This is a genomic window from Kitasatospora sp. NPDC059577 (genome assembly GCF_042735475.1).
In the GTDB taxonomy this organism is placed as follows: domain Bacteria; phylum Actinomycetota; class Actinomycetes; order Streptomycetales; family Streptomycetaceae; genus Kitasatospora.
The window spans coordinates 68,756-88,392 of the sequence record NZ_JBHWBZ010000029.1 but is presented as its reverse complement, the minus strand read 5'-3'; the positions used below and the strand labels follow the sequence as shown (position 1 = coordinate 88,392).

Sequence of the window (19,637 nt, the reverse complement as noted above, 5' to 3'; positions counted from 1 at the left end):
ACCGGGCGGGTCAGGCGGCGCGGCTGAGCGCACTGGGCCGTTCGGAGTCGCCGGGTACCGCACCGCCTCGCCCGCGTTCGGGAGCGGGCTCGAAGAGGCTCGAACACCTGCCCCTGCCAACGCGCTTCGGCGTGCGCCATGGCGAAGTGCGCGACCGCTGAACGGGTGAATTATCGGGGCTCTGCGCGCCGTGGTACGGCGTCGACCGGGTGGGCAGCCCAACTTGAGGAGGCAAGGTGCCGCGCGGAGACCGCGCTGGCACTACATTGGTCGCAACCGGGTGGCCTACCCGCACTCGGCAGGTCCTAACCGCGTCTAAGGAAACGAATATGACTCCGGTAACCAGCACCAGGCCCGCCGGCAACCTCACTGACACTCAGGAGGCGCCGGAACGCCCGTACCTCGCCGAACTCGCCGCCCTGGGCGCGGAAGAACTCGCCGCCCGGCTGCGCCGAGCCCTCCCAGGCACGGGATCCGGCGTCGTGCCGGTCGCGGCCTTCAACTCGTCGATCTGACCCGGCCCCGAACACCGAACGGATCCCAGGCCCAGTCGAACCCGCCACACCCATGATGACGCGAATTCCGGTGCCACTGACGCAATTCGTGGTCAAGATGCACAGCCGGTGCGATCTCGCCTGCGACCACTGCTACGTCTACGAACACGCGGACAGCAGCTGGCGCACCCGCCCCAAGGTCATCGGGGACGAGATCCTGACCAGAGCCGCCGAGCGGATCGGCGAGCACGCGGCCGCCCACCGACTGTCCGCCGTCCGGGTCGTCCTGCACGGGGGAGAACCCCTGCTCGCCGGCCCGGACCGGTTGCGCCACGCCGCCGAAGCACTCCGAGCGGCCCTCCCACCGGGCTGCGGCCTCGACCTGCGCATCCACACCAACGGCGTGCTGCTGAGCCGCACCTTCCTCACGCTGTTCGCGGAGCTGGACGTCAAGGTCGGCATCTCGCTGGACGGCGACCGCGTGTCCAACGACCGCCACCGGCGCTTCGCCGACGGACGCAGCAGCCACCCCCAGGTGCTGCGGGCGGTCGCGCTGCTGAACGAGCCCGAGTACCGCCGCCTGTTCGCCGGGCTGCTGTGCACCATCGACGTCGAGAACGACCCGGTGGCCGTGTACCGGGCACTGGCCGAACTCCGCCCCCCGGCAGTGGACTTCCTCCTTCCGCACGCCACCTGGGACGAGCCGCCGAAACGGCTCCCGGGCGGCGACCGGACTCCCTACGCCGACTGGCTGCTCACCGTCCACAGGCTGTGGGAAGCGGACCGGCGGCCGTTCGCCGTCCGCACCTTCGAATCCGTCCACCGCACCGTGCGCGGGTTCTCCAGCCTCACCGAATCGCTCGGGCTGGAACCCTCGGACCTGGCGGTCCTGGAGACGGACGGGACCTTCGAGCAGGCCGACAGTCTGAAGACCGCGTACGACGGGGCGCCCGCCACCGGGATGAACGTCTTCGAGCACAGCCTCGACGACCTCGCCCGACACCCCGGCATCGCCGCCCGCCAGTCCGGCCTGGCCGGGCTGAGCCCGACCTGCCGGGCCTGCCCCGTGGTGCGCTCCTGCGGTGGCGGGCTGTACGCGCACCGCTACCGGGCGGACACTGGCTTCGACAATCCCTCCGTCTACTGCGGTGACCTCATGACACTCATCAACGGCATTGCGGGCGAGCGCGGTTCGGCTGCCGTGCCCGCCGCCCCGACGATGTCGGCCGACCAGGCCGACCAGGCCGTTCCGGCCGTTCCGGCTCAGGGCGGTGAGTCGCTGCTGCCGACCGCGCTCACCGCTGCGCAACTGGACGAACTGGCCCGGGGGTACGGGAGCTCCGCCACGGTGGCCGCCCTCGCCCATGCGCAACTCTCCATCACCCGAGCCATGTTGGCCGCCGCCTGGGACGCCTCCGGGCAGGGGCGGGCCGAGGCGTGGGAGCTGCTGGCGGCGCTCGACGCCTCGGCTCCCGCAGCGGTGGACGCCGTCCTGGCCCATCCGTACGCCAGGGCCTGGGCCGCGCGGCGACTCGCGGGAGACCTCTCGGTGGGGCTCGGGGAGCTCGCCGCGCTGGCGGCCGCGGCGGCGGTGCGGGCCGGGCGGGGGGACACGGTCGCGGTGCCGGTGCGGGGCGGGTGGCTGCACCTTCCGACGCTGGGGCGCCTCGCGGTGCCGGACGGGGAAGCGGTGGTCACGGGGTCGCCCGAGGGCATCTCGGTGCGGGCGGCGGACGGGTCGGTGTTCACGGCCCTGGACCAGCCGCTGCGGCGGGTCCGGCTGGTCGGTGGCTGGACGGTCGCGCTGGAGGACCTCGACCCGCTGCGGGACAGCCACGACCACGCGGTGGCCGAGCGACTTCCGGACAGCGAACTCCTCGCGTGGACAGGTGCGTTGCGCGAGGCCTGGGAACTGCTCGGGCGCGACCTGCCCCGGTATGCGGAGGGCATCCCGGCCGGGCTGACGACGGTGACCCCGCTGCGGCCGGGGCCGGCGGGCCGGGACGTCAGTTCGGCGGCCCGGCAGGCCTTCGGCGCCGTCGGCATCGCCCGGCCGGCGACCGCGCCGACGCTGGCGCTGCTGCTGGCGCACGAGTTCCAGCACGTGAAGCTGGGGGCGGTGCTGGACCTGTTCGACCTCCACGACCGGGCCGACGACCGGCTGTACCTCGCACCCTGGCGGCCGGACCCGCGGCCCCTGGAGGGGCTGCTCCAGGGCACCTACGCGCACCTGGCGGTCACGGAGTACTGGGGCACGCGCACGGTCGCGTACGGCGGGCTTCCGGGCGAGGCCGCGGACCGGGCGCGGGCACAGTTCGCGCTCTGGCGGCGGTACACGGCAGAGGCGGTGGAACGGCTGGTCGAGTCGGGGGCGCTGACGGGGCTCGGAGTCCGGTTCGCCGAGGGGATGGGCGAGAGCGTCGCCCCCTGGCTCGCGGTGCCGCTGCCGGCGGCCGCCGAGCAGTCCGCCGACCGGATCCGGGAGGGGCGCGGCCACGCCCGTCCCGTCGAAGCCTGAGCCTGGTAGAACACAGTCATGCTCACCGAGACCGCCCTCACCGCAGGGCAGCTGGCCGAGGGATTCGTCGAACTCGGCGTCCGCCCGGGCGCGGTGCTCCAGGTGCAGGCGTCCCTGCGTTCCCTGGGGCCGGTGGTCGGCGGAGCCACCGGGGTGGTCGACGCCCTGCTCGACACCCTGGGCAGTGCCGGGACACTGGTCGCCTACACCGCCAACCCCGAGAACTCGGCCACCTCGCGAATCCACCGGACCGCCACCGCAGGACTGTCCCCGGCGGAGGTCGCCGTCTACCTCGACGGGATCCCGCCCTACGATCCGGCCACCACGCCCTGTTCCCCGACGATGGGGGCCCTCTCCGAGGCGATCCGCACCCGCCCCGGAGCCCTGCGCAGCAGCCACCCGCAGACCTCCTGGGCCGCCCTCGGCCGTCTGGCGCGCGAGATCACCGCCCACCACCCCCTCGGTTCCCACCTCGGCCCGGACACCCCTCTCGGCCGCCTGTACGACCTCGATGCGAAGGTCCTGATGCTCGGCGCCCCGATGGCGAAGTTCACCGCCTTCCACCTCGCCGACCTGCGGATGCCCGACGTCCCCATGCAGGAGTTCTGGTGCCGGGGCCCGGAGGGCTCGCTCACCTTCAAGGCGCCCTTTCTCGACGACCTCCACTTCGCCGACCTGGGCGCGCAGGTCCTCGCCGCCGCCACCGGCATTACCGCCGCCCGCATCGGCACCGCCGACTGCCTCCTGGTCCCGGTCCGGGAGGCCGTCGACCTCGCCGACCGCTTCCTCCGCCACGCCCGAGCCTGACCCGCTGCCCGCTCGCCCCGCCGGGTCCTCGGTCGTCGCCTCGGGAGCGGGCCGTCCTGGTCCGGTCCGCGGTGCGGGCCCGGCTCCGCTGCAGCGGTGCTGACGGAACGGCCGGCACCGGCACGCCGGCCGCACGCGGCCGTTCGCCGGTGCCTACCGGCGCTGCTCCCACACGGCCCGGGTGAGCTCGTACTCGACCTCGCCGTGCTCGGAACCGGGGATCGCGTCCGGCCAGTCCCCGGTGAAGTTCCGCAGGAACGACAGGCCGGACTTCTCCATCACGCGCCGGGAACGGGCGTTCACGGTCATGGTGTTCGCGGTGACCCGGTCCACTCCGAGGTCGGTGAAGCCCTTGTCGATCAGGGCCAGTGATCCTTCGGTGGCGTAGCCCTTGCCCCAGGCGGCCTGATTCAGCCGGTACCCGAGCTCCACGACGGCGGGGCCGTGCTCGTCGAGGGGACGGAACTCGAACCAGCCGAGGAAGGCTCCGGTGGCCTTCTCCTCGGCGGCCCAGTAGCCGCGGGTGCCGAAGCACGGGTGGTCGTGGAGGAGGCGTGGCAGGACCCTCGTCCGGACCGTCTCCAGGCTGGCCGGCGCACCGCCGTTGATGAAGCGCATGACCTCGGGGTCGTCGTCCAGGGCGAAGAGGCGGTCGGTGTCGGCTTCGGTGAACGGGCGCAGCACGAGCCGTTCGGTCTCAAGGAAGACATGCATGCCGTGATCCTCTTTCCTCCGCCACCGGGCGTGCCACCGGATATTCGGGCCGTGGGCCGTCCGGTGCGGCCGCGTCCCGTGCGGCGGTCGTCCGGGGGACGGGGTGGCGCGTCGGGAGCGGGGCGCGTGCCGGGGGCGTGCCGTTCAGGCGGCCGCGCGGGCGGGCGGGGCGGTGAGCCCGCGGACGGCGTCGATGACGGCGCGGACGTCCCGGCGGAGGATCTCGGCGTGGGTGCTCGCCGCCCTCGGGCCGACCTCGATGTCCGGGTGGCGGGCGAGCGCGGGGGCGAGGCCGGCGCGGATCCCCTCCGTCACCTCCGGGCCGCCGCCGAGGTCGGGCCCGGCCTTTCCACGATCTGCTGTTCCACGGGGTCCTCCCGGGTGTCCGGGTGCGTGGGTCAGAGGCTGCGGGCGGTGATGTCGCCGTGGGAGGTGGTGGCGCGGATGTCGAGGGTGGGGGTGCCGTCGTTGCGCAGGGTGTTGTGGGTGCGGCCGTGGGCGGTGCCGGCGTCGAGGGTGGCCGAGATGCCGGTGGCGGCGCCGACGGTGATGTTCCCGGCCCGGGTGGTGAGGGTGAGGGTGCCGTGGTGGGCTTCGGTGACGTGGATGTCGCCGCGGGCGGTGGTGAGGTCGGCGGTGCCGGTGAGGCGCCCGATCCCGATGTCGCCGTCGGTGGCGGTGAGGTGCACGTTCGCGGCTTCGTCGATCTTGGTGTGGCGGTAGGCGCCGTCGAAGGCGAGGTCGCCGAGGCGGCCGACGACGCGCAGTTCGCAGGCGGCGGCGCGGCCCTCGACGCGGGAGCCGGCGGGCAGCCGGACGGTGACCTCGACGGAGCCGGCGCCGAGCAGGGCCTTGCCGCTCTCGGGGGCCTGGATCCGCAGGACGCCGTCGGCGTGGGTGACGGTGGTCTGCTCGGCGCTGCGCACGTCGCGGTTCTTGGCGGGGTCGGCGGGGCGGACCTCGACGACGGTGTCGGTGCGGTCGGCGGCGATCAGCCGGACGCGCCCGGCGGGGATGTCGAGGACGGCGGTGATCGGCGCGGCGGTGGCGAACTTCTGCATCGTGCTCTCCTTCGTTCCGCGGCGGGCGCTCCGTCGGCCCGCTGCTTTCTGACGATGGAAAAGCTACGTTGCGTTCGAGGATGCGGCAACGCTCCTGTTGCGCACAAACTGCATAACTGCAGGTAGTTGCCGTTAAATCGTTGCAGTGGATGTGAATCTAATGCAACGTCATGAGGATTGATCGTTGCAATGGGTCAACGGCGAACGCAATTGCCGGACCGATGGAGGCGTCGTCAGGCGACGAAGTGGTCGAACTCGCCGGCCTTGGCCCCGCGGACCCAGGCGAGGAACTTGGCGCGTGTGGTGGTGACGACGCGGTCCGGGTCGTTCGACTCGCGGATGCGGACGAGCTCGCCGTCGGACGCGATCTCGATGAAGTCGGCCCCGTCGTCGCTGAGGCTGGACCTCTGCCAGTCGAGGTGTTCCACGGGTGTCCCTTCCGGTGGTTCGCGGCGACCGGGACGAGGGTACTGCCCCGAGAGCACCGACGGCGGCATCGTTTCGGTCATGTCAATTCGTGCGAGTCGTTGTGCTATTCCATTGGGGTGTCAGTCGTTCCTACACTGAAGCCCCGCCGCACGGGGGCTGCGGGAGGCAGGTTGCCGACGGGCCCGGGGGAGGCGCGTGTGACTGACCGGGGCTGGGAAGACGACGACACCCGGCCGTACTTCTTCCTCTCCTACGCGCACACCCCGAAAGCCGGTGCGCGGGGCGCCGGCGACCCGAACCACTGGGTCCGCCAGCTGTACCGGGACCTGTGCGAGGCGGTGCTGCAACTCACCACCGTCCCGGACGGGGTGCCCGTGGGCTTCATGGACGAGTCCATGCACCAGGGCGAGTTGTGGGCCGACCGGCTGTCCGACGAACTGGCGTCCTGCCGCGTCTTCGTCCCGCTCTACTCGCCCCGGTACTTCAACAGCGTGCCGTGCGGGCAGGAATGGCACGCCTTCACCCGGCGCCCGGTCTACCCGGCGAACCTCGACTCCGAGCGCACCAGCGGCATCGTCCCCGTCCTGTGGGCGCCGATGAGCCGCTACCGGCTGCCCAAAGTGGCCGGCGAACTCCAGTTCAACCACGCGAGTTTCGGGCCCGACTACGCCACCGAGGGCCTGTACGCGCTGATGAAGCTCACCTACTTCCGCTCCGCGTACGAGCTGGCCGTGCACCGCCTGGCGGCCCGGATCGTGCAGGTCGCGGAGGAGACCGTGATCCCCATCGGGCGCCGGCTCGAATTCAACGGCCTCCCCAGCGCGTTCAACGTCACCGCGCCGACCAAGCAGCTGCGGATCTCCGTGCTCGCCTACCACCAGGGCGAGCTTCCCGAGGACCGCAGCCCCGACTACTACGGCGAGCGGCGCACCGACTGGCACCCGTACCGGCCCGTCGGTTCGCCGATCGCGCAGCACGCGGTCCGGCTGGCCCGGCAGCTGGGGTTCCAGCCGACCGTGCACGAGTTCGACGAGGAGGCCGAGTCGATCATCGAGGGCCACGCGGAGGCCCCCGGCCTGCTGCTGCTCGACCGGTGGGCGCTGCGCGACCCGCGCCGGCGCGAACTGGTGCGTCGCTTCGACCGGTCGGACTCCACCTGGGTGAGCGTCCTGGAGCCGTGGAACGCCGACGACCCGGAGTGCGAGGAAAGCGCGGGCGAGCTCGGCCAATTGAGCGACGACGCGCTGCGCATCACCCGGCGGGCCGGCCGCCCGAGCTTCCTCGGTGCGACCGGCCCGACCGGGCTGCACACCCTGGAGGACTTCGACGACGCACTGCCCCGGGCCGCGATGAAGGCCAAGTACGCCTTCGAGGGCCGCACCCGGGCCGAGCCGGAGGAACCGCCGCCGCCCCGGCCCAGCCTGCGGGAGGCGTTCCGGCGCGGCGGAGGCGGACCGGGCCCGGACGGATCCGGGCCGGACCCCTTCGAGTCCGAGGACGACCAGGACCAGGGCAACGGCCCCCACGGCAACGACGCCCACGGCAACGGCGCCACCGCCCGGGGCGCCGACCCCGGCGCCCGGGGCAACGGCGACGGCCGGGGCCCCCACGGCGACCGCACCGGCAACCGCAACGACCCGTACCGCGAGCACGACCCGTACCGCGACGACGGCGATGACCCCGATGACGGGATGGCGCCCCTGGGAGGACGAGGAAACCGATGACCGAGAACCGCACCAGGAACCTCCGCCTCGGCGGCCTCACCGCCGCCGACCTGACCGCCCAGCGCGAGGCCGAGCGGCAGACCGCGGCACAGGACCGCAACGGCCGGATCATCACCTTCTACTCGTACAAGGGCGGCACCGGCCGCACCATGGCCCTCGCCAACACCGCCTGGATCCTCGCGGCCAACGGCTTCCGGGTGCTCACCGTGGACTGGGACCTGGAGGCACCGGGCCTGGCCAAGTTCTTCCACCCCTTCCTCGATCCGGCCTCCCTCGCCGGAACCACCGGGATGATGGACCTGATCGCCGAGTACCGCGAGGAGGCGCTGCGCCCGGTCGAGCACGCCGAGGGCTGGCACCTGGACTTCGCCCGGGTGCACCCGCACGCGCTGTCGCTGTCCTGGCCGCACTTCCCGTCCACCGGCAGCCTGGACTTCCTCTCCGCGGGCCAGTTCAACCGGGACTACTCCGAGGCCGTCACCCACCTCGACTGGGACATCTTCTACGACCGCTTCGACGGCGGGCAGTTCTTCGACGCCCTCAAGGCCGACATGGCCAAGCGCTACGACTACGTGCTGATCGACTCCCGCACCGGCCTGTCCGACATCGCCGAGATCTGCACCGTCCAGATGCCCGACGACCTGGTGGTCTGCTTCACCCTGAGCGACCAGTCCATCGACGGCGCCTCCCGGATCGCCCAGCACATCCACGACCGCTACCGCGAGCGCGGCATCCGCATCCTGCCCGTCCCGATGCGCATCGACGAGGGCGAGAAGGAGAAGGCCGACGCCGGCCGCGCCCTCGCCAGGGTCCGCTTCGACGGCCTGCCCGCCGGCCTCAACGGCGAGGAACTCGCCCAGTACTGGGGTTCGGTGGAGATCCCGTACCGGCCGTTCTACGCCTACGAGGAGATCCTCGCGACCTTCGGCGACCAGACCGGCACCCCCACCTCGATGCTGGCCGCCTGCGAGCGGCTGACCTCCATGCTCACCGACGGCCGGGCCCCCGGGCTGCCACCGATGGACGAGACGGTCCGGCTGCGCTACGTGGACGCGTTCACCCGCCGCCGCCCGTCCGTGCCCGCCGACCTGTACCTCTCCTACGTCCCCGAGGACCGGATGTGGGCGGACTGGATCGAGTCCGTCCTCACCCGGGCCGGCTTCCGGGTGCTGCCCCGCGACCTCAGCGCCGGCACCGACCCGCGCGAGGAGACCGAGCGGGGCATCGACTCCGCGTTCCGGACGGTCGCCGTGCTCTCGCCCGCCTACCAGCGCTCCCCGCAGGCCCGGGCGCTGTGGGAGTCGGTGGTCAGCTCCGACCCCTCCGGCACCCGCCGCCAGCTGCTGCCCGTCCGGGTCGGCGACGTCCGGCTCACCGCGCCGTTCAGCAACCGCAACCCGGTCGACCTGGTCGGCCGCGACGAGACCCAGTCGGTCCTGAGCCTGCTGCGCGCGCTCGGCCGCGGCGACGTGCCGCTCGACGACGCGCCCAACGGCGGGCCGCGCTTCCCCGGCAGCAAGCCGTCGGTCTGGGACGTCCCGCCGCGCAACCCGTCCTTCACCGGCCGCTCCGCCGTCCTGGAGCAGCTGCGCAACCAGCTGCGCGGCGGCATGGCGGCCGTGCTGCCCACCCCGCAGACCCTGTACGGGCTCGGCGGCGTCGGCAAGACCCAGGTCGCGCTGGAGTACGCCCACCGCTTCATGTCCGACTACGACCTGGTCTGGTGGATCGACGCCGAACAGACCGAGCTGGTCGCCCCGGCACTCGCCGAACTCGCCCGCCGGCTGGGCCTGCGGGTCGGCGACTCGGTGACCGAGGCCGCCGAGGCCGCCCGGGAGGCGCTGCGCCGCGGCGTGCCCACCTCGCGCTGGCTGCTGATCTTCGACAACGCCGACGAGCCCGCCGAGATCCGCCGCTTCTTCCCCGGCGGATCCGGCCACATCCTGGTCACCTCCCGCAACCAGGCCTGGACCGGGCACGCCGAGGCGCTGGAGGTCGACGTCTTCACCCGCGGCGAGAGCGTCGAGCACCTGTGCCGGCGCGCCCGCAGCCTCTCCCGGCCCGACGCCGACCGGGTCGCCGAAGCCGTCGGCGACCTGCCGCTGGCCGTCGAGGTCGCCGCCGCCTGGCTGGACACCACCGGCACCCCGGTCGACACCTACGTCACCCAACTGCACGCCGAGGCCGCCCGCGCCCTGGCCGTCGGCCGCCCCGCCGACTACCCGACCCCGGTCGCCGCGACCTGGAACGTCTCCATCGGCCGGCTGCGCCAGCAGTCCCCGGCGGCGGTGCGGCTGCTGCAGCTGTGCGCGTTCTTCGCACCCGAGCCGATCTCGATGAACCTCTTCTACAGCGACCAGATGATCCGGGCGCTGGTGAGGTACGACGCCGACCTCAGCGACAAGTTCATGCTGGGCAAGGTCATCCAGGCGATCGGCCGGTACGCGCTGGCCAAGGTCGACGCCGGCAGCAACAGCTTCCAGGTGCACCGCCTGGTGCAGGCGGTGATCCGGGCCGAGATGACCGCCGACGAGCAGGAGATCGCCGTCCACGAGGTGCACCGCATCCTCACCGGCGCCCGGCCCGTCCTCGGCGACACCGACGACCCGGCCAACTGGCCCGCGTTCGACGAGATCTGGCCGCACCTGTCGCCGTCCAAGGCGCACAACTGCGACGAGGCCGACACCCGGCAGCTGCTCATCGACCGGGTCCGCTACCTGTGGAAGCGCGGCGAACTCGACCGCGCCCGCGACCTCGGCCACGCCCTCGACGCGGAGTGGACCAGCAAGCTCGGCGAGGACGACCGGCAGACCCTGCTGCTGCGCTTCCAGCTCGCCAACGTCCTGCGCTCCCAGGGCAACTACGCCGAGGCCCTGGCCCTCGACGAGTCCACCCTGGAACGCCAGCGGGCCCTGCTCGGCGAGCACCACCCGTACACCCTGATGACGGCCGGCTCGCTCGGCGCCGACCGCCGGGCGCTCGGCCGCTTCCAGGCCGCGCTCGACCTCGACCGCGAGATCCTCGACCAGTTCCGCGAGCTGTTCGGCGACGACAACCCGCGCACCCTCTCCATGGCCAACAACCTGGCGATCGACTACCGGCTGGTCGGCGACAGCGAGGCCGCCCGCGAACTCGACCAGGAAACCCTCGACCGGCGCACCGCCGTCCTCGGCCCCAAGCACCCCTACACCCTGTCCACCAAGTCCAACCTGGCCCGCGACCTGCGCGAACTCGGCGACTACCGCGGCTCGGTGGACCTGCTGCAGGAGGTCACCTCCGACCTCGGCGACGTGCTCGACCCGGACCTGCCGGAGAACCTGCGCAACGCCAAGTCACTGGCCGTCTCGCTGCGCCGGATCGGCCAGCTCGCCGAGGCCCGCCGGATCACCAAGGAGACCTACGAGCGCTACCTGGAGCGGTACGGCGCCGACGCCCCCGACGCGCTCGCCTGCGCGCTCAACCTCGCCGCCGACCACAGCGCCTCCGGCGACAAGGAGGCCGCCCGAGACCTCTGCTCCACCGTCTTCGAGGGCCACCGCCGGCTCTTCGGCGACGAACACCCCTTCACCCTGGCCTGCGCCAACAACCTCGGCATCTACCTGCGCGGCAGCGGCGACGTCCAGGGCGCCATCGAACGCGGCCGGCTGACCGTCGAGGGGCTCACCCGCTCGGTCGGACCGGAGCACCCGTACACCCTCAACGCGATGATCAACCTGGCCAACGCCTACGGCGACGACGGGCAGCCGGCGCTCGCCGAACAGCTCGGCCGGGCCGCCCACCAGGGCCTGTGCGAGCGCTACTCGGCGCAGCACCCGGACGCGGTGGCCTGCGAGGCCAACCTGGCGGTCACCCTGCGCGGCGCCGGCCGGCACACCCAGGCCGCCGAACTGCGCTCGCGCTCGATCGCCGAGCTGATCCGGCAGTTCGGTGAGGAACACCCCAACACGGTGTCGGCGCGGGGCTGGAAGCGGATCAACCGCGACCTGGAGCCGCAGCCGGTCTGACCGGGGAGGGGACGGGGACGGGCGGAGTACGCTGCGGAGCCATGAGCGAGCGCAGCGAGCGGATGGTCAAGAGGTGTGCGTGGGCGAGCGCCCCTGCCGAGCGGGGCGGGGCGGGCGCATGAGCGAGCACGACGGGCGGACCACCGGCCGGGACACCCCGCCCCCGGTCCTGGTCACCCGGCGCCTCGCGCCCGGCGTCATCGAACGGCTCACCGCCCACCACGCCGTCACCAGCCACGACTCCGACCTGGCGATGGACCGGGCCGAGCTGCTCGCCGCCGTCCGGGGCCGGCGGGCCGTGCTCACCACCCTGGACGACCGGGTGGACGGCGAGTTCCTCGACGCGGCCGGCCCCGGGCTGCGGATCGTCGCCAACCACGCGGTCGGCTACCACAACGTCGACCTGGCGGCCTGCGCCGAGCGCGGCGTGCTGGTGTCGCACACCCCAGGCGTGCTCACCGCCGCCACCGCCGACATGGCCTGGGCGCTGCTGCTGGCCGCCACCCGCCGGCTCGGCGAGGGCGAGCGGCTGCTGCGCTCCGGCACGCCCTGGACCTGGGCGCCCGACTTCCTGCTCGGCATGGAGCTGGCCGGCACCCCGCTGGGCGTGCTCGGCATGGGCCGGATCGGGCAGGCGGTGGCCCGCCGGGCCCGCGCCTTCGACATGCCGGTCAGCTACCACAACCGCCGCGAACTGCCGCCCGAGCAGGCCGGGGGCGCCGACCTGAAGCCGCTGGAGGAACTGCTCGCGACCTCCACCGTGCTGGTCGTCACCTGCCCGCTCGGCGACGCCACCCGGCACCTGCTGGACGCCCGCCGGCTGGCGCTGCTGCCGCGCGGCGCGGTGGTGGTCAGCATGACCGCCGGGGTCGTGGACGAGGAGGCGCTGGCCGCCGCGCTGGAGTCCGGCGCGCTGTTCGCCGCCGCCGTCGACAACTTCGAGCACGAGCCCGCCGTCCCCTCCGCGCTGCTCGCCCAGGAGCGCGCGGTGCTGGTCCCGCACCTGGGCAGCGCCACCCTCGCCACCCGGCAGGCGATGGGCGGCCTGGCGGTGGACAACGTGCTGGCGGTGCTCGACGGGCGGGAGCCGGTCACCCCGGTACGGCCCTGAGGGGTCAGCCCGCCGCCCAGGCCAGGGCGGTGGTCATCACCCGGAACGCCCCGAAGTGCGCGGCGCCGGGCTCCAGGAAGAGTTCGGCGTCCGGGATGTGGTCGGCCAGCCAGCGGGAGTGGTCGACCGGCGAGAACTGGTCGTCGGCGCCGTGCCAGAGCCAGGTCGGCACCCGGATGGACCCGACCTGGAAGCCCCAGTCGGCGGTGAAGGCCAGCACGTCGTCGATCCAGCCGTCCGCGCCGTGCCGGAACGCCTCCCGGTAGTTGCTCTGCAGCATCCGCCGCAGCCCGCTGTCGGCCACCACCTCCCGGTCGGCGGGGGAGAGTTCGGTGCGCAGCCCGTTCAGCAGCCGGACCGGGTCGTCCTTGATCTGCCGGGAGCGGAACTCCATCGCGTCGGCGATCCGCCCGTGCCCGCGCTCGGCTTCCTGGTACGCGTGGACGTTGGACGGGGTCATCCCGGCGTACCAGTCGAGGCCGGTCGCGTTGCGCGGTGCGAGACCCACCAGCACCGCGACCCGGCTGACCCGCTCCGGCAGCAGCGCCGCGCAGGCCAGGGCATGCGGGCCGCCGCCGGAGCGGCCGAGCACCGCGAAGCTCTCCAGCCCGAACTCGTCGGCGATGGCCCGCACGTCGGCCGCCGCCGCGCACACCCGGCGGCCGGACAGCCGGGTCGAGTCGCCGTAACCGGGCCGGTCGTACGAGATCAGCCGCACGCCGAGCCGGTACAGCACGGTGCTGCGCGGGTGCGGGCCGACCCGGCTGCCGGGCATGCCGTGCAGCAGGAACACCGGCCGGCCGCGCGGGTCGCCGAGGGACTCGACCGCGAGGGCGCGGTCGTCCGCGGTCTTGACCATCCGTAACGACACCTGCGGCCTCCTCAGTGCTCCCGGTCGGTTGGGTGCTCCGGGCCGGCCCCCGGGACCCGGTCGTTCCGCTGCTCCCCGTCGTCCTCGTGCTCCTGGTCGTCCTCGTGCTCCCGGTCGCTGGTGGTGCGCACCTCCCGGCGGGCCTGCCAGGTGGTGTGCTCGCGGGAGATCGCATCCTCGGCGTCCCGGGCCAGCCGGGCCCAGACCTCCTCGGCGTCCAGGGCGTCCAGGTCCAGCTCGGCGAGCTGCTGCTGGATCTGCGCCAGTTCCTCGGCGGCCAGCGCGTACGCGGCGGCCAGCGGGCGGTACTGGCGCAGCTGCGCCCAGGCGGTGACCGAGGCGGCCACCGCGGAGACGGTGCCCAGCGCGTCGTAGGTGAACGCGCCGAGCGCCCGCAGCAGCGCGAGGACCAGCCCGAGCGCGGGCAGCAGCACGCCCAGCACCCCGGCCCAGTGGCCGGCCCGCGCGCAGTAGCGGGCCTTGGCGCGGTACCAGTCGTGCTGCACCTGGATCCGCTCGCCCAGGTACACCTCGCGGCGCACCGCGAGCGGCTGCTCACGCAGGTCCCGCATCGCCGCGGTGATCTCCGTCCCGCCGCCCGGCACGGCGACCGGGCTGTTCCGGAAGGCGCCGAGCACCCGGCCGAGCTGGAAGCGGTACAGGCCCTCGGCGTCCGGCAGGGTGCGCGGCGGCGGCTGGTAGGCGTCGGCCCGGACGGCGTACTTCCAGACCAGGGTCTTCACCGATTCGGCGGCCGCCCGCCCCTCGTACCAGAGGCCCTGCGGGTTCTGCCGGCTGATCACCACCGCCAGCGCGACCGCGCCGAGGTAGGCGACGGCGGCGGGCCAGGCCCAGGGCTCGCCGTCGGCGGAGCCGGTCGCGGCGGCGACCACCAGCAGGACCAGCTCCCAGGCGGAGAGCAGCACCGAGCGCCGCTGGCCGCGCAGCGAGGCCGTGTCGGCGGCCCAGAAGAACCCGGGCAGCAGGTCCCGCTCACGCACCCACCCGGTCCGTCCCGCACCAGACGCCATGTTCGGCCCCCACCCGTCGCTCCGGTCGCACCGCTCTCCTGCCCCGGGCGGCTTCCCGGTACGCCTGGTGCCGCCCGGGGCGGCCCGCAATGGCCGGGAAGGCCCGGTGGATTGTCCGGTACGCCCCGTGGTCGGGCAGCCACCCAGCGTGCGGGGCGCGGAGGGCGGCGGGCGCGCCGGGCTCCGGCGGGTGCGGCCGGGTCCGGGTCCGGGGGTTCCGGGCGATGCGGCCGGGGTCAGTAGGTGTAGTGGACCCGGTCGGCGTTGTCGGCCATCTGCCGGGCGTTCCACTCGGTACCGCCCGGGACGTTCCCGGAGCGGAACAGCGGCGGGGCGGGGGCCTCGCCGGCGGCCGCCAGGTCGGCCAGCCGGCCCACCGCCGAGGCGACCACGGCCTGCATCAGCGCGCTGGTCACGATGGTGGAGACCGGGCCGAAGGTGGTCTCGGCGCCCGGGTGGGTCAGCTCGCCGTCGCCGACCGCGATCTTGCTGTCCAGCACCACGTCGCAGTGGTCCTTCAGGTACGTGCCGGACGGGTGCGCCGAGGGCACCTCCGCGGGGTAGGCCAGCGAGGTCACCCCGACCACCTTCAGACCGCGGTCCCGGGCGTACCGGGCCAGCTCGACGGGCATGACCTGACGGCCGGACAGCGAGATCACGAACAGCAGGTCCCCGCTGGTCGCCGGGGTCAGGTCCAGGGTCGCGGTGGCCAGCCCGGGGACCCGCTCCAGGGCGCTCGACAGCGGCGCGGGCATCACCGTCACCCCGGCCGTCCCGGGCACGTTCAGCAGGTTCACCGGGACCAGGCCGCCGGCCCGGTAGACCACGTCCTGGGCCGGCAGCGAGGAATGTCCGGCACCGAAGGTGAAGACCCGGCGGCCCTGCGCCATCGCCTCCGCCAGCAGCTCGGCGGCGGCCTCGATGGTGTCGGCCTCCTCCTCGCGGACCCGCTGGAGGTGACCGATCGCGGCGTCGAAGTACCTGCCGACCAGGTCGTTCATCTGGGGCCTCCGCTCTCTGCCGGTGGGGGAGCCGGCCGGGTGGGACGGTCCGGGTGGTCCAGACCGCCGGTGGAGAAAGCTACGGCGAGCACGGTCGCGCCCCGGCGGTCCCGCTGTCAACAGGAACGAAATCCCGTACCCGAAGCCCCCGCGCGGGCCCGGTTGCCGCCCCGGTACGTCAGAATTGGCGATGAGGACACCGAAGAACGGAGCCAGCGGCGATGTCTGGGCTGATCGACACCACTGAGATGTACCTTCGCACCATCCTGGAGCTGGAGGAGGAGGGCATCGTCCCGATGCGCGCCCGGATCGCGGAGCGCCTGGAACAGAGCGGCCCCACGGTCAGCCAGACGGTCGGCCGGATGGAGCGCGACGGGCTGCTCCAGGTCGCCGGGGACCGCCACCTCGAACTCACCGAGGACGGCCGCCGCCTCGCGGTGCGCGTCATGCGCAAGCACCGCATCGCGGAGTGCCTGCTCGTCGACGTGATCGGCCTGGAGTGGGAGCAGGTGCACGAGGAGGCCTGCCGCTGGGAACACGTGATGAGCGAGACGGTCGAGCGCAAGGTGCTCGCCATGCTCGGCCACCCGACCCAGTCCCCGTACGGCAACCCGATCCCGGGCCTGGACGAGCTGGGCGACGCCAAGGCCGAGGGGGAGGGCTTCGACGCGGGGCTCGTCCCGCTGGACAGCGTCAAGCCGGGCGATTCCGGGGCCGACGTGGTGGTCCGCCGGATCGGCGAGCCGATCCAGACCGACAGTGCGCTGATGAGCACGCTGCGCCGGGCCGGCGTCCGGCCGGGCTCCACGGTCAAGGTGAGCGCCGGGGTGGCCGGCGTGCTGGTCGGCAGCGGGGACAACGCGGCGGAGCTGGGCAAGGACATCGCCCAGCACGTCTTCGTCGCCCAGGCCTGAGGCCGGGGGGGGGGGGCGGGGCCCCCCCCCCCCCCCCCGCCGGGGCTCCCGGTACGGCGATGCCGTGAAGACGGCCAGGGCCCGCTGCTCTCCCTGCAGCGGGCCCTGCTCGTCCTCCCCGTCCCTCCCTCTTCCCTCCCTGCTCCCCTCCGTCCCTCCCTGCTCCCTCCCTGCTCCCGCCCGGGCTCCCTCCCGGCTCCCCTCCAGCGCCTCGCCCGGCTTCCCCGTCCGAGCGACCCTTCCGGCGTTCCCACGCACCGCAATTCCTCCCCTCGGCCGATCATGGCAATCCTTGAGCGCTGTCACTCGTACGAGGGGCTTCTCCGCTTGACCAGCGGGTACACGGAAGCCTTATCCGGACATGCGTATGACGGGCCCCGTCTCCGGTGGGAGACGGGGCCCGTCAGTCGCGCGCGTTGTGTCGCGCGGTGCGCGCCCTCGCCCGATCGGCGTAGGGCGGCCGTTCGGGGGAGAGCGAACCGGCGGCCGACCGTGCTCAGCCCACCGCGGCCGGCTGGGCGGCGGCGCGGGCGGCGTGGTGGGCGGGTGCCTCGCGGCCGCAGGCGTACGCGAGCGGGCTGATCAGTTCGGCGGCGTCGGGCAGCCAGCGGTTGAGCGCGGAGGGGGAGCGGGCCCACTGGGCGTAGCCGGTGGAGCCGATCCGGGACGGCGGGGCGACCGTCCAGTCCCCCTCGCCGCGGGCGACCAGGTCCAGCCGGCCGGGCGGCCAGCCGAGCTTGCGGAGCATCTCCGGGAGCTTGGCCGCGACCCCGGGCAGCACCAGGAAGTGCAGCCGGCGGCCGATCCGGCCGGGGGCGACGGGCAGCACCGCGACCGGGCCGAGCTGGAGGTCCATCCGTTCCATCCGGGCCAGCGCCAGGCAGCCCGCCGTCTCCGGGACGTCCAGGACGTCGAAGGAGCGGCCGGTGGGCAGCAGGATCGAGGCCTGGGGGCGCTCGGTCCACCAACGACGCACCGCGCCCGGCCCGGCGCTCGCCCTGCGGGCCCAGTCCGCGTCCAGCGGGTGGGCGCCCGGCAGCGTGCAGCGGTGGTCGCCGCAGGAGCAGCGGGCCGGCCCGTCGCCGTCGATCAGCCAGGCGCCCGGCGCGACCTCCCAGTGGCGGTTCTCGGCGTAGCCGACGGCTTCGATGAGCAGCGTGGGCGGGTCGGCGTTCTTGTCCTGGCCGGAGGCGTCGGGGATGTCTTCCACGGGCTGCTCAACTACCGTGTGTGAGCCTGGTTACGGCCCGGCGCTGCCCGGTTGGGTGCATCCCGGCAATGTCACCCGTTCCGGTTACTCGACCGAGTTGGGGCGGCCGAGGGCAGGCGCAGCGGGGGCGCACAGGAGCATTTCCCAGGGCGCAAGGGGGGTGCGGATCGTCACCGTGGGTATCCCGGTGGCGTTGCTGATCGCTAACCTGGTGTCAGATTCCTTGGACGGTCGGACAGTCGGCAACAGATCAGCAGAATCGTCGCCCGCCGGCCGGGACCGGAGGGTGTGGGGAGGCGAAGCCCAATGGCCGCGAGACCACTCGTCGCACGACAGCCCAACGAGCGTCTGCAGCAACTGATCCAGGAGGCCAGCTGCTCCAACGCCGGCCTGGCCCGGAGGGTCAACCTCTGCGGCGCCGAGCACGGTCTGGACCTGCGCTACGACAAGACCTCCGTCGCCCGCTGGCTGCGCGGTCAGCAGCCGCGCGGCCAGGCGCCGGCGGTGATCGCCGAGGCCCTGGGCCGCAAGCTCGGCCGCAGCGTGTCGGTCGAGGAGATCGGCATGGCGGACGGCAAGAACCTCAGCTCGGGCATCGGGCTGCAGTTCGCGCCGACGCTCGGCGCCGCCCTGGAGCAGGTCTGCGAGCTCTGGCGCAGCGACGTCGGGCGCCGTGACTTCCTGACCGGGGCGACGGTCGCCGCCTCCGCGCTGGTGGAGCCCAGCCGGGACTGGCTGATCACCCCGCCGGACCCGGTGGTGGCCCGCACCGGCGGCCCCCGGGTCGGCCCGACCGACGTGGCCGCGATCAGGGCGACCACCGCGATGCTGGTCGACCTGGACCACCGCTTCGGCAGCGGGCACGTGCGGCCGGTGGTGGTGCACTACCTCAACTCGGTGGTCTCCGGCCTGCTCGGCGGCGCCTACCGGGAGGAGACCGGTCGCCAACTCTTCGCCGCGGTGGCCAGGTTGACGGAGCTCGCCGGCTACATGGCGGTGGACACCGGGCAGCCGGGGCTGGCCCAGCGCTACTACATCCAGGCGCTCCGGCTCGCCCAGGCGGCCGACGACCGCGGCTACGGCGGCTACGTGCTGGCGGCCTCGATGAGTCACCTGGCGGCGACGCTCGGCAACCCGCGGGAGATCGCCCAGCTCGCCCGGGCCGCGCAGGAGGGCGCCCGGTCGGTGGCCACCCCGACGGCGATGGCGATGTTCTACGCCGCCGAGGCCCGCGGCCACGCCCTGCTCGGGGACGCCCGCTCCTGCGAGGCGGTGTCGGCCAGGGCGCTGGAGATGATGGAGAAGCGCCGCCCGGAGGACGACCCGGACTGGATCGTCCACTTCGACGACGCCTACCTCGCCGACGAGCTGGCCCACTGCCACCGTGACCTGGAACAGGCCGGTCAGGCCGAGCACTACGCCCGCCGGGCGCTCGACCTGCACCCGCCGACCCGGGTCCGGCGCCGGGCGGTGGACCTGGTGCTGCTGGCCACCGCGCAGTTGCAGCAGCGGGACCTGGAACGCGCCTGCGAGACGGGCACCCAGGCCGTCCGGCTGCTGAGCGGACTGCGTTCCAACCGGGGCGTGGAGTACCTGGACGAGTTCCGGCGCCGGCTGGAGCCCTACCGGGAGCAGCGGGTGGTCCGCGAGTTCCACGCCAGGGCGGACGCGGAGGCGGCCTGAGCGACGGCGGACCCGTACCGTCCGTGCAGGGAGCGTGACGGATGTCCCGCCCGCGTGGTCACCCG

16 protein-coding genes are annotated in these 19,637 nt (G+C 73.6%); 8 read left to right on the top strand and 8 right to left on the bottom strand.

Going from position 1 to position 19,637, the window contains the following annotated elements; all coding sequences use genetic code 11:
- The first annotated feature begins 329 nt into the window (after positions 1-329).
- From fxsA to ACFV0O_RS22780, 3 genes are read left to right on the top strand one after another with little or no spacing between them, the layout of a single operon-like run.
- Positions 330-515, top strand: coding sequence for an FxSxx-COOH cyclophane-containing RiPP peptide (fxsA, locus tag ACFV0O_RS22790; protein ID WP_380344668.1), 186 nt, complete (start codon positions 330-332; stop codon positions 513-515).
- 55 nt (positions 516-570) lie between these two features.
- Positions 571-3,012 carry an FxsB family cyclophane-forming radical SAM/SPASM peptide maturase gene (locus ACFV0O_RS22785; protein ID WP_380344684.1) on the top strand — a complete coding sequence of 814 codons (2,442 nt, stop codon included), beginning with the start codon at positions 571-573 and terminating at the stop codon, positions 3,010-3,012.
- An 18-nt stretch (positions 3,013-3,030) separates the two neighbouring features.
- The gene (locus ACFV0O_RS22780; protein WP_380344665.1) at positions 3,031-3,819 is read left to right on the top strand and encodes an aminoglycoside N(3)-acetyltransferase; all 789 of its coding nucleotides are present in this window, start codon (positions 3,031-3,033) and stop codon (positions 3,817-3,819) included.
- 153 nt (positions 3,820-3,972) lie between these two features.
- Here ACFV0O_RS22780 and ACFV0O_RS22775 read toward each other — a convergent pair whose 3' ends face one another.
- From ACFV0O_RS22775 to ACFV0O_RS22760, 4 genes are all read right to left on the bottom strand, one after another.
- A complete protein-coding gene (locus ACFV0O_RS22775) occupies positions 3,973-4,533 on the bottom strand; it encodes a GNAT family N-acetyltransferase (protein WP_380344662.1) in 561 nt (186 codons plus the stop codon).
- 144 nt (positions 4,534-4,677) lie between these two features.
- On the bottom strand, positions 4,678-4,848 hold the full coding sequence (locus tag ACFV0O_RS22770) for a hypothetical protein (protein WP_380344659.1): 171 nt from the start codon (positions 4,846-4,848) through the stop codon (positions 4,678-4,680).
- An 83-nt stretch (positions 4,849-4,931) separates the two neighbouring features.
- On the bottom strand, positions 4,932-5,594 hold the full coding sequence (locus ACFV0O_RS22765; RefSeq protein ID WP_380344656.1) for a DUF4097 family beta strand repeat-containing protein: 663 nt from the start codon (positions 5,592-5,594) through the stop codon (positions 4,932-4,934).
- Positions 5,595-5,827: 233 nt separating this feature from the next.
- Positions 5,828-6,022: a DUF397 domain-containing protein gene (locus ACFV0O_RS22760; RefSeq protein ID WP_380344653.1), complete on the bottom strand. Its 195-nt coding sequence runs from the start codon at positions 6,020-6,022 to the stop codon at positions 5,828-5,830.
- Positions 6,023-6,220: 198 nt separating this feature from the next.
- On the opposite strand from ACFV0O_RS22760, the gene ACFV0O_RS22755 reads away from it, so the two are divergent.
- The 3 genes from ACFV0O_RS22755 (at position 6,221) to ACFV0O_RS22745 (ending at position 12,862) form a co-directional block, all read left to right on the top strand.
- On the top strand, positions 6,221-7,747 hold the full coding sequence (locus ACFV0O_RS22755) for a TIR-like protein FxsC (protein WP_380344650.1): 1,527 nt from the start codon (positions 6,221-6,223) through the stop codon (positions 7,745-7,747).
- Positions 7,744-11,751 (top strand): FxSxx-COOH system tetratricopeptide repeat protein, encoded by a 4,008-nt coding sequence (gene fxsT, locus ACFV0O_RS22750; RefSeq protein ID WP_380344647.1) that lies wholly within the window; start codon positions 7,744-7,746, stop codon positions 11,749-11,751. The genes ACFV0O_RS22755 and fxsT overlap by 4 nt, the downstream gene beginning before the upstream one ends.
- A 118-nt stretch (positions 11,752-11,869) precedes the next feature.
- Positions 11,870-12,862 carry a 2-hydroxyacid dehydrogenase gene (locus tag ACFV0O_RS22745; protein WP_380344644.1) on the top strand — a complete coding sequence of 331 codons (993 nt, stop codon included), beginning with the start codon at positions 11,870-11,872 and terminating at the stop codon, positions 12,860-12,862.
- A 4-nt stretch (positions 12,863-12,866) separates the two neighbouring features.
- Here the strand turns inward: ACFV0O_RS22745 and ACFV0O_RS22740 are convergent, their stop codons facing one another.
- From ACFV0O_RS22740 to ACFV0O_RS22730, 3 genes are all read right to left on the bottom strand, one after another.
- Positions 12,867-13,721, bottom strand: coding sequence for an alpha/beta fold hydrolase (locus ACFV0O_RS22740; protein ID WP_380344681.1), 855 nt, complete (start codon positions 13,719-13,721; stop codon positions 12,867-12,869).
- Between the two features lie 23 nt (positions 13,722-13,744).
- Positions 13,745-14,734, bottom strand: a complete 990-nt coding sequence (locus ACFV0O_RS22735) for a DUF4231 domain-containing protein (protein ID WP_380344643.1) — start codon at positions 14,732-14,734, stop codon at positions 13,745-13,747.
- Between the two features lie 266 nt (positions 14,735-15,000).
- A complete protein-coding gene (locus ACFV0O_RS22730; RefSeq protein ID WP_380344640.1) occupies positions 15,001-15,765 on the bottom strand; it encodes a sugar isomerase domain-containing protein in 765 nt (254 codons plus the stop codon).
- A 221-nt stretch (positions 15,766-15,986) separates the two neighbouring features.
- On the opposite strand from ACFV0O_RS22730, the gene ACFV0O_RS22725 reads away from it, so the two are divergent.
- Positions 15,987-16,679 carry a metal-dependent transcriptional regulator gene (locus ACFV0O_RS22725; protein ID WP_360257111.1) on the top strand — a complete coding sequence of 231 codons (693 nt, stop codon included), beginning with the start codon at positions 15,987-15,989 and terminating at the stop codon, positions 16,677-16,679.
- Positions 16,680-17,175: 496 nt separating this feature from the next.
- Here the strand turns inward: ACFV0O_RS22725 and ACFV0O_RS22720 are convergent, their stop codons facing one another.
- Positions 17,176-17,889 (bottom strand): bifunctional DNA primase/polymerase, encoded by a 714-nt coding sequence (locus tag ACFV0O_RS22720; protein ID WP_380344636.1) that lies wholly within the window; start codon positions 17,887-17,889, stop codon positions 17,176-17,178.
- 306 nt (positions 17,890-18,195) lie between these two features.
- Between ACFV0O_RS22720 and ACFV0O_RS22715 the strand changes: the two genes are divergently transcribed.
- Entirely contained in the window at positions 18,196-19,572 is a 1,377-nt protein-coding gene (locus ACFV0O_RS22715; protein WP_380344633.1) for a transcriptional regulator, read from the top strand.
- The last annotated feature ends 65 nt before the right edge of the window (positions 19,573-19,637 follow it).